The following is a 9913-nucleotide window of genomic DNA, read 5'->3' as shown; positions in this document are numbered from 1 at the left end:
CCATGCCTGCACTGCCGCTTCAGGCCCTGGTCGACCACGCCCGGCGCAACTCCCCGTTCTACGCCGAGCTGTACCGCGAGGTGCCCGCCGTGGTGAGCGCGCTCACCGAGCTGCCGGTCATCGACCACGTCGCGTTCTGGTCGGCCAACCGCTGGCCGGACAACCGGCTGCTGACCGGGCCGCTGACCGACGCCGCCGTCTACAAGTCCGGTGGTACCACCGGCGCCCCGAAGTTCTCGCCGTGGACCCGCTCCGAACACTTCGACTCGGTCAGCGCGTTCGGCGCCGGCCTGGTCGACGCCGGGCTCAAGCCCGGGCAGAAGGTCGCCAACCTGTTCCGGGCGGGCGAGTTCTACAGCGGCTTCCTGTTCATCGAGGGCGCCCTGCACCACGCGCCGATCGACAACGTCCGGCTGCCGGTGGCCACCGCCCCGGACGAGTACGTCGCCGACCTGATCCACTCCTTCGGCGTCGACGTGCTGGCCGGCGAGCCGATGAAGCTGTCCGCCGTCGCCGAGACCCTGCTCAAGCAGGACCGGCCCGCCCCGCAGGTCGAACTGATCCTGTTCGGCGGCGACATCCTCTTCAACGACCTGCGCCCGCTGCTGCGTTCGGCGTTCCCCAACGCCGCGCTGTCCTCGATCGGCTACGCCTCGGTGGACGCCGGGCTGGTGGCCGCGCCGGTCCCCGCCGGGGACGACCTGCGGGTCCACCGGGCCGTCCCGAACCGCACGGTGGTCGAACTCGTCGACGACACCACCGGCGGGCCGATCACCGAACCCGGCGTGCCCGGCCGGGTCGTGGTCACCAACCTGTTCCGCACCCTGGTGCCGATCCTGCGCTACCCGGCGGGCGACCGCGCCGAGTGGACGGACGGCACCCGCACCACCTTCCGGCTGCTCGGCCGCTCCACCGAGGGCGCCCGGGTCGGCATCGTCAACATGCCCACCGAGGACGTCCGCGACGTGCTGCTCGCCCACGACCCCGGGCACCACATCACCGGCATGCAACTCGTCCAGCGCCGCTGGGACAACCGCGACGGCCTGATCATCCGCCTCGGCCACACCACCCCCGCCCCGCCGCCCGCCGAACTCACCGAGACGCTGCGCCGCGCCGTCCTCGACGCCCGCCCCGCGTACGTCTCCGAGGCGGCGATCGGCGCGGTCCACCCGCTGCGGGTGGAGTGGGTCCCGCGCGGCGAACTCGTCACCAACCCCCGCACCGGCAAGCTCCGCCAGGTCATCGACGAGCGCCCGGCGCACTGAGCCGGGCCCGGTGCCCGGGCTCAGTACACGTCGCGGACGTAGCGCTGCTCGGCGGCGAGGGACTTGACGTAGGCGGTGGCGTCCTCCGGGGTGAGGTTGCCGTGGGTGGCGGCGATGTCGCGCAGGGCCCGGTCGACGTCCTTGGCCATCCGGGAGGCGTCGCCGCAGACGTAGAAGTGGGCGCCGTCCTGGAGCCAGGACCAGAGGTGGTGGCCGTGTTCGCGCATCCGGTCCTGGACGTAGACCTTGGCGCGCTGGTCGCGGGAGAAGGCGGTGTCGAGGCGGGTGAGGGTGCCGTCGGCGAGGTGGGCGGCGAGTTCCTCGCGGTAGTAGAAGTCGGTGGCCCGGTGCTGTTCGCCGAAGAACAGCCAGTTGGCGGCGGTGTGGCCGCGGGCGCGGCGGTCGTCCAGGAAGCCGAGGAAGGGGGCGACGCCGGTGCCCGGGCCGACCATGATCATGCGGGTGGCGGGGTCGGCGGGCGGGCGGAAGTGCGGGGCGTGCCGGAGCTGGACGGGGACGGCGGCGCCGGGTTCGGCGTCGGCGAGGTGGGTGGAGCAGACGCCGCCGCGGGGTTGGCCCTTGAGGCTGTCCCAGCGCACCACCGAGACGGTGAGCGAGACCTGGCGGGGGTCGGTGAGCGGGCTGGAGCAGATCGAGTACTGGCGGGGCTGGAGCCTGCCGAACACCTCGACCCAGTCCTGGGCGCCGGCCCGGACGGCGAACTCGGCCGCCACGTCGACGGCTTGCCGCCCCCAGGTCCAGCGGGCCAGCGCGTCGGTGTTGTCGGCGCGCAGCAGGGCGCGCAACTCGCGGGCGTCGCGGGTGCGTTCGGCGGTGAAGCGGAGCAGCTTGGGGCCGACCCTGGTGATGTCGAGGTGCCGGGCGAGGGCCTCGCGCAGCGGCAGGTCGCCGTGGCCGGGGAGGGTGACGGCGTGGTCGCCGCTCAGGCCGGTGACCGAGAGCCATTCGTCCACCAGGAGGCGCGAGTTGACGGGGTGGACGGCGAGCGCGTCGCCGGCCGCGTAGTCGAGCGGGTGGCCGAGGTCGCCGGTGTCGAAGGTGAAGCGGCGCACCTCCTTGCCCGAACCGGGGCCGGAGAGCAGCCGGTTGCCGACCAGCCGGGCGGGGGCGGCGGCGCGGCGGGCCGGGGCGGGGGCGGGCGGCCGGGGCGGCGGCGCGGTGTCCCGGGCGAGGGCGGTGAGCACGCTGTCGAGCCAGCGGTCGGCGGTGCTCTCGTCGTGGGGTTCGCAGTCGGCGCGGGGGGCGAGGCGGTGGGCGCCGAGTTCGGCGAGGCGGGTGTCCAGGCGGCGGCCGTGGCCGCAGAAGTCCTGGTAGTTGGAGTCGCCGAAGGCGAGGACGGCGTAGCGGCGGCCGTCGAGCCGGCCCGGCCCGGCGGCGGTGAGGGCGTCCCAGAAGCCGGCGCCGTTGTCGGGGGCGTCGCCGTCGCCGTAGGTGGAGGTGATGAGCAGCAGGTCGGCGTCGCCGGGGAGGGCGGCCGGGTCGGTGTCGGCCATCGCGTGCAGCGCGGCGCGGCGGCCGCCGGCGGCGAGCCGGGCGACGGCGGTGCCGGCGTACTCCTCGGCGGTCCCGGTCTGCGAGGCCCAGAGGACGATGAGCTGACGTTCCGTCACAGGCGCACCGGACGGCTCGGGTTCGGGGGTGCGTGAGTACAGCCCGGCCAGGGCACCGTTGACCCACTGGGCGCGCCCGGGGTCGAACGGGGCCTCGGCGGGCAGCACCGGCACACCGGGCCGGCCGGTCGGGATCGCGGCCAGGAACCCGGCCAGGTAGCGGCGTTCGCCCTCGGTGAGGACCGGCGGCGGTGCGGCGTCCAGGCCGAACAGCGCGGCGGCTTCGGCGGTGGCGTTCGCGGTGGCGGTGGCTCCGGCGGCGAAGCCGAAGGGGGCCGGCGCGGCCGGGGTCGGGGCTTTGGCCAACGCGACCGCGCAGTACTTGAGTTCGGGCTGGAAGGAGAGCGGGTCGACGGCGTCGGAGGTGACCGCGTTGACCGACAGGTACGCGCCGAACAGGTCACTCCAGTGGAACGGCGCGAAGCAACTCCCGCGCTGCACCCGGTCGGTGACCTTGGCGGGCAGCACGGCCCGGCCGCGCCGGGAGGAGACCTCGACGGCGTCGCCGTCGCCGAGGCCGAGCGCGGCGGCGCCCTCGGGGTGGAGTTCGACGAACGGTGACGGGTCGAGCTTGCCGAGCTTGGCGACCTTGCCGGTCTTGGTGAGGGTGTGCCACTGGTGCGGCAGCCGGCCGGTGTTCAGGACGAACGGGTAGTCGTCGTCCGGGAGTTCGTCCGGGTCGAGGTGCGGGCGGGGGTGGAAGGCGGCCCGGCCGCTGGGGGTGGGGAAGCGCGGGGTGCCGTCGGGGAGCAGGTAGCGGATCGGGTTGCGGTCGGGTCCGTCCGGGTCGGCGGCGGGCCACTGCACGGGGGTGTCGCGCAGCCGCGGATAGCTCGCGCCGCGCAGGTCCCAGCCGGTGGCGGGGTTGTGGGCCCGCTTGAGCTCTTCGAAGACCTGCTCGGCGTCGGTGTACTCGAAGCCCTCCGAGTAGCCCATGGCGCGGGCGACTTCGGCGATGATCCGCCAGTCGGGCAGCGCCTCGCCGGGGGCGTCGGCGGCCGGGCGGGCCAGGGTGAGGTTGCGCTCGCTGTTGATCAGCACGCCCTCGGTCTCGGTCCACAGCGCGGCGGGCAGCACCACGTCGGCGTACGCGTTGGTCTCGGTGTCGGTGAACACGTCCTGGGTGATCACGAGTTCGGCCTTCTCCAGGCCCTCGATGACGGTCCGCCGGTTGCCGACCGAGGCGACCGGGTTGGTGCAGATGATCCAGCAGGCCCTGATCTCGCCGTCGGCCATCTTCCGGAACATCTCCACGGTGCCCTTGCCGACGCCGTCGGCGCGCAGTGTGCCGGCCGGCAGGTTCCACAGCCGCTCGGTGAACTCCCGGTCGGCGGCGGAGAGTACGGTGCGCTGGCCGGGCAGTCCGGGGCCCATGTAGCCCATCTCGCGGCCGCCCATCGCGTTGGGCTGGCCGGTCAGCGAGAAGGGCCCGCTGCCGGGGCGGCAGATGGTGCCGGTGGCGAGGTGCAGGTTGACCAGCGCGTTGGTGTTCCAGGTGCCGTGCGTGGACTGGTTCAGGCCCATCGTCCACAGGCTGGTGAACTCCCCCGCCTCACCGATCAGTTCGGCGGCCCGGCGGATGTCCGCCTCGGCCAGGCCGGTGAGTTCGGCGACCCGCTGCGGCGGGTAGTCGGCGAGGAACCCGGGCATCGCGTCCCAGCCCTCGGTGTGCCGCTCGATGAACGCCGGGTCGGTGTGCCCGTTCGCGTGCAGCAGGTGCAGCAGGCCGTTCAGCAGGGCCAGGTCGGTACCGGGCCTGAGCTGCAGGAACAGGTCGGCCTTGGCGGCGGTCGCGGTGCGCCGGGGGTCGACCACGATCAGCTTGGCACCGGCCTTGACCCGGTCCATCATCCGCAGGAACAGGATCGGGTGGCAGTCGGCGGCGTTGGAGCCGATCACCAGGAACACGTCGGCCAGGTCGAGGTCCCGGTAGGAGCCGGGCGGGCCGTCCGCGCCGAGCGACAGCTTGTAGCCCGTCCCGGCGCTGGCCATGCACAGGCGGGAGTTGGACTCGATCCGGTTGGTGCGGACGTACCCCTTGGCGAGCTTGTTCGCCAGGTACTGGGCCTCCAGGCTCAGCTGCCCCGACACGTACAGCGCGAACGCGTCCGGCCCGTGCTCGTCCACGATCGCGCGCAGCCGGCGGCCGGTGGCGGCGATCGCCTCGGCGACCGGCACGGGCACCGCGTCCTCGCCCCGGACGGTGCGCACCAGGGCGGTGCCGAGGCGTCCGGGCGCGGCCAGCATGTCCGCGGTGGTCGCGCCCTTGGTGCAGAGCCGGCCGCGGTTGGCCGGGTGCTCCGGGTCGCCGGAGACCCTCCGCACGGCGCGGCGGCCGTCCGGGCCGGTGCCGACCTCCAGGAGCAGGCCGCAGCCCACCCCGCAGTAGGAGCAGACCGACCTGACCTGTTCGGTCCCCGGCCGCTGCGGTCCCGCTGCGTCCTGCGCCACTCGTCCGGCCACGGGAGGGCCCTTCCGTTCGACCTGTGCCTGCCTGTGGCGACTGTAGGAAGAGCGCATTTCACGACTGTCTCCGGGGCGGACGGTCGGCGGTTACGCCGCCCGCACAGCGGGACCCGCCGTCCGGTGAGGGCCCGCCGCTCGATGCGGACCGCCCGACCCGGCCTCGCGGCCGTCGCGGGGCCGTCGCCGTCGCGGGGCCGCCGCCGGACCGTACGGGCCCGCTCAGCTGCTGTGCGGCACCCCGGCAACCAGCACGCTCTGCCCCCGGAACTCGGCGACCACCGCCCCCGCCTCCGTCCGCACCGTGACGTCGTAGACGCCCTGCCGACCCGCCAGGGTCCGCTCGACCGCCTCCGCGACCAGGGTGTCGCCGAGCTGCGCGGGCGCCAGGAAGGTGACCTGCGCGCCCTGCGCGAGCGCGACCGGGCCGTAGCTGTTGCAGGCGTACGCGAACGCGGTGTCGGCGAGCAGGAAGACGTAGCCGCCGTGCCCGATCCCGTGCGCGTTGGCCATCTCCTCGGTGACCTTCATCCGCGCGACGGCACGGCCGCCGGACACCTCCTCCAGCACGATTCCCGCACCACCTGCGGCACGGTCGCGCTCGAACATCGCATCGATCCTGGACTGCCCCACTGCTTCCCCCGGGTGAGCTGTGCGTTCAGCGGAAGCAGCATTAGACCGACCGTGTTGACGAGCTGTCAATGAACTTCCGTACAGGTCCGCTCCAACCGGGCCCCCGACTGCCCGGACGCGCACGCACCGCGCGCGATCGCGGCGCCCCTTCGGTTCGGGGCACCGCCGGGTCCGGCCCCACACCGGACCCGGCGGCCGGGCGTCACGACCCCGGGTCGGCCGACGGCGGAAACGGCTCCGCCCGGCCGTCGGCGGACGTCCCGGCAGTCCCACCCGCCGTCACGCCGCCCCCACCACCGGGGCCGTACGCCCGCCCGGCCGGTCCCCGCCGCACGGGGGGACGGCGCGCTGGGACCGGCCGGGCGGGGCGCACTGCCGTGCCACCAGTCTCCCGGACCGGGTTTGCCTTTCGGCTGCGCCTGGTTAACGTCCCACCGTCACGGTGCGCAACGGCCCCCGGCACGCAGCCGCCCGGCATCGCCGCAGGTCAGCACCCTGCCGGGCCGCCACCCGCGCGACCCGCTGCCCGATCGCGCGGCGCCGGTACGGACCCGCTGCCCGATCGGGCGGGCCACCTGCCCGGAGGCCCGGCACCGGGGCAGGGGCAGGGGCAGGTGCAGGTGCAGGTGCAGGTGCAGGGGCAGGTGCAGGGGCAGGTGCAGGGGCAGGTGCAGGGGCAGGTGCAGGCAACGGGGACGGGGCCCAGGACCGGCTCGGCCCAGGACCGGCTCGGCTCGGGACCGGCTCGGCTCAGATCGGCGACAGCAGGTCGGCCCGGCGGCGGTACGCGGCGGCGGGGGCGGCGAGGCCGGCGGCCTCCTCGGCGCGGGCCAGGGCGCGCAGCACCTCGGCGGTGGCCTCGTCGTGGCCGATCTGCTCGGCTTCGCCGAGGGCCGCGCCGAGCCGGGCGCGGGCCTCGGGGTGGCGGCCGAGCGCGGAGAGGGCCTCGCCCGCGGTGGTGTGCAGCAGGACGCGGCGCGGGCCGGGGCCCTCCTCGGTGGCCAGCGCGATGCCGTGCAGGGCGTGGTCGAGGGCGGGGCGGGGGCGGCCGGCGTCCAGGTGGTGGCGGGCGAGGTGCTGGAGCGCGAGGGCGACGGTGTGCGGGTGGTCGGCGGCCATCGCGATCTCCAGCGCCTGGGCCAGGCCCGCACCGGCCGCGCCGTGGTCGGCGAGTTCGGAGTGCACGGCGGCCAGGTTGATCAGCGCGATCGCCCGGCCGACCTGGTTTCCGGCCCGGGCGGCGAGCTCGGCGGCTGGGGTGAGGCAGATCGCGGCCTCGTGCAGGCGGCGGTTGGAGACCAGCACCCAGCCGAGCAGGGCCCGGACCTGGCTCTCGCCGTCCGTGTGGCCGGTCTCCATCGCGGCCTCCAGGGCGAGTTGGAGCTGCGGCACCCAGCCGTCGCGCACCCGGCGCAGGATCAGCGGCCACTGGGTGAGCACCAGCCGCCAGGCCCGCTCCGGGCTCGTGGTGGCGATCACCTCGGCGAGCGTCTCGCGGTGCGCGCCGATCCACTGCAGGGCGTCCTCGACGTCGGTGAACTCGGGTACGGCGCGCGGACGGTGGCTGCCGGCGGGCGGCTCGCAGCAGGGCTTGCTGCCGGGTTCGGCGCACTGCGCGGCGGCCAGGCCCGCGTACAGGTACTGGTCGGCGAGCCGGGCCCGGGCGGTGCGCTGCTCGGACCGGCCGGTCTCGGCGGCGAGTTGGCGGGCGTACAGCCACACCAGGTCGTGCAGGGTGTACTGCTCGAAGCCGGTCTCGGTGACCAGGTGGGTGGCCGCGAGCTGCTCCAACGCCTCGGCGGCGGTGTGGTGTTCGAGGTCGGCGAGGGCAGCGGCGGTGTACGGGTCGACCATCGGGCCCGGGTGCAGGCCGAGCGCCCGGAACAGCCGGGCGGCGGTGGGCGGCAGCTGCTCGTGGGAGATCCGCAGGGCACTGGTGACGCTGATCTCCTCGGCCGCGAGGTGGCTCAACCGGCGCTGCTCGTGCCGCAGTTGATCGACCACGACGGCCAGGCCGCGGCGCGGGTCGGCGGCGGCCTTGGCGGCGGCGACCCGCAGCGCGAGCGGCAACCCGTCGCACAGGTCGGCGAGTTCGCGGGACGCCGTCGGCTCGGCGGCGATCCGGCCCGGCCCGAGCACCCGGGCCAGCAGCGCGGCCGACTCCTCCGGGCGCAGCACCGTGAGCGGTACGGGGCGGGCGAGTTCGGAGGCGACCAGGGCCAGCATCCGGTGCCGGCTGGTGACCAGCGCGGCCGAGTCGGCACCGGCCGGCAGCAGCGGGCGGACCTGCTCGGACTCCCGGGCGTTGTCGATCACCACCAGCAGCCGACGGCCGGTGCTGACCCGCCGGTAGAGCGCGGCCCGGCCCGCCAGGGTCGGCGGCAGTTCCTCGTGCGCGGTACCCAGCGCGACCAGGAACTCCGCCAGCACGTCGCCGACTTCGCGATCCGGCCGGTCACTGAACCCGCCCAGGTCGGCGAACAGCACCCCGTCCGGGAAACGCTCGCCGTTCAGGTGCGCCCAGCGCAGCGCGAGCGCGGTCTTCCCGACCCCCGCCGGACCGGTCACCAGCGCGATCGCCCCGTCCGGCCCCGTACGCAACGCGTCCCCGAGCGCGGCGAGTTCGGCCACCCGGCCGTAGAAGCCGCGCGGTGCCCGGGGCAACAGGTCGACGACTGACGGCACTTCACCCCCGACCGGCGCGTCGGCGGCGGACGGCTGCACCACGGACGGCTGCATCACGGACGGCTGTATCACGGACGGGAGGCCGGCGGGCGGGGGCTCCGACGCGGCCTGCGGACGGGGCGCCGCCTGGGGCTCCGGACGGTACTGCGGCTGGAACGCGGTCCCGGCGGTGCCCATGGCGGCGCCGCTCCGGAAGGAGGTGCGCTGCGCGGGAATGCTCGGCTTCGCCCCGTACGCGGCACCGGCACCGGCACCGGCACCGGCGTCGACAGTGGCGTCGGCCGTGGCGGCGCCGGCCGCACCGGCCGCGGGCGTGAACCCGGGCGCGGGCGCGGACAGCGGCGGCCCGCCCGCCGCCTCCGGGCCCGCCGCCGGGCCCCCCTCGGCGCCTTCTCCGCGCAGGATGCGCTCGTACGCGGCGTTCAGGGCCCGGCCGGGGTCGACGCCGAGGCGGTCGGCGAGGGACTCCCGGGTGCGGTGGTACCAGTCGATGGCGTCGCACTGCCGACCGGCCCGGAACAGGGCGAGCATCAGCGCCGAGACCAGGGATTCGCGCAGCGGGTGGGCGACCGTCTCGGCGCGCAGCAGCTCGGCGGCCCGGGCGGGCTCGCCGAGCCGCTGGAGGTGGTCGGCGAGGGCCTCGACGGCGGCGAGCCGGTTCTCCTCCAGGGTCTGCCGCCAGGCTTCCAGCGGGGCGCTGGAGACCGTGCCGGTGAGGGCGGGACCGCGCCACAGGCCGAGGGCGTGCTCCAGGGCGCCGACCACCTCGGTGGACCGCTGCTCGCCCCGGGCGGCGGCCACCAGCGCGTCGAACTGCTCGACGTCGAGCAGGCCCTCGGGCAGGTGCAGCGTGTAGGCGTCACCGGCCGTGGCCAGCTGGACCCCGTACCGGTCGGCCCGTGCCTCGGCCAGCAGCGCCCGCAGCCGGGAGACGTGGCTCTGCACGACGGTGCGGGCGTTGGCGGGCGGTTCGTCCACCCACAGCGCCTCGGTGAGCTGGGCGACGGAGACGGCGCGGTTGCGGCGCAGCAGGAGCAGGGCCAGCAGGCTGCGTCGCTTCTCCGGTCCGAGCTGGAGCTCGCCGTCGGCGCCGTCCGCCGTCACCGCCCCGAGCAGCCGGAATTTCACCGTGTACCCCTATCTTGGTGCTTGTCCGGTCACGGAGGTTATCCGGTCGTTATCCGGTGCATGCCACCGGGTCGGCCGGTGCGGCCGCCGAGCCCGCTGTCGGGCTCG

General features: G+C 75.4%; 4 protein-coding genes. 1 reads left to right on the top strand and 3 read right to left on the bottom strand.

Features of this window, described 5'->3' with window-relative positions; genetic code table 11:
* The first annotated feature begins 2 nt into the window (after window positions 1-2).
* On the top strand, window positions 3-1265 hold the full coding sequence (locus KSE_RS29925; RefSeq protein WP_014139113.1) for a phenylacetate--CoA ligase family protein: 1263 nt from the start codon (window positions 3-5) through the stop codon (window positions 1263-1265).
* Window positions 1266-1285: 20 nt separating this feature from the next.
* Here the strand turns inward: KSE_RS29925 and KSE_RS29920 are convergent, their stop codons facing one another.
* The 3 genes from KSE_RS29920 to KSE_RS29910 form a co-directional block, all read right to left on the bottom strand.
* On the bottom strand, window positions 1286-5416 hold the full coding sequence (locus tag KSE_RS29920; RefSeq protein ID WP_081539684.1) for a molybdopterin-dependent oxidoreductase: 4131 nt from the start codon (window positions 5414-5416) through the stop codon (window positions 1286-1288).
* 165 nt (window positions 5417-5581) lie between these two features.
* Entirely contained in the window at window positions 5582-5968 is a 387-nt protein-coding gene (paaI, locus tag KSE_RS29915; RefSeq protein ID WP_033257567.1) for a hydroxyphenylacetyl-CoA thioesterase PaaI, read from the bottom strand.
* A gap of 774 nt (window positions 5969-6742) precedes the next feature.
* A complete protein-coding gene (locus KSE_RS29910) occupies window positions 6743-9805 on the bottom strand; it encodes an AfsR/SARP family transcriptional regulator (RefSeq protein ID WP_014139110.1) in 3063 nt (1020 codons plus the stop codon).
* Window positions 9806-9913: the final 108 nt, after the last annotated feature.

This window comes from Kitasatospora setae KM-6054, from assembly GCF_000269985.1.
In the GTDB taxonomy this organism is placed as follows: domain Bacteria; phylum Actinomycetota; class Actinomycetes; order Streptomycetales; family Streptomycetaceae; genus Kitasatospora; species Kitasatospora setae.
This window is presented reverse-complemented; position numbering and strand designations above follow the sequence as displayed.

Coding starts and splice junctions, on each gene's coding strand:
- KSE_RS29925 (WP_014139113.1), top strand. CDS start 3: ATGCCTGCACTGCCGCTTCAGGCCCTGGTCGACCACGCCCGGCGCAAC.
- paaI (WP_033257567.1), bottom strand. CDS start 5,968: ATGTTCGAGCGCGACCGTGCCGCAGGTGGTGCGGGAATCGTGCTGGAG.
- KSE_RS29920 (WP_081539684.1), bottom strand. CDS start 5,416: ATGCGCTCTTCCTACAGTCGCCACAGGCAGGCACAGGTCGAACGGAAG.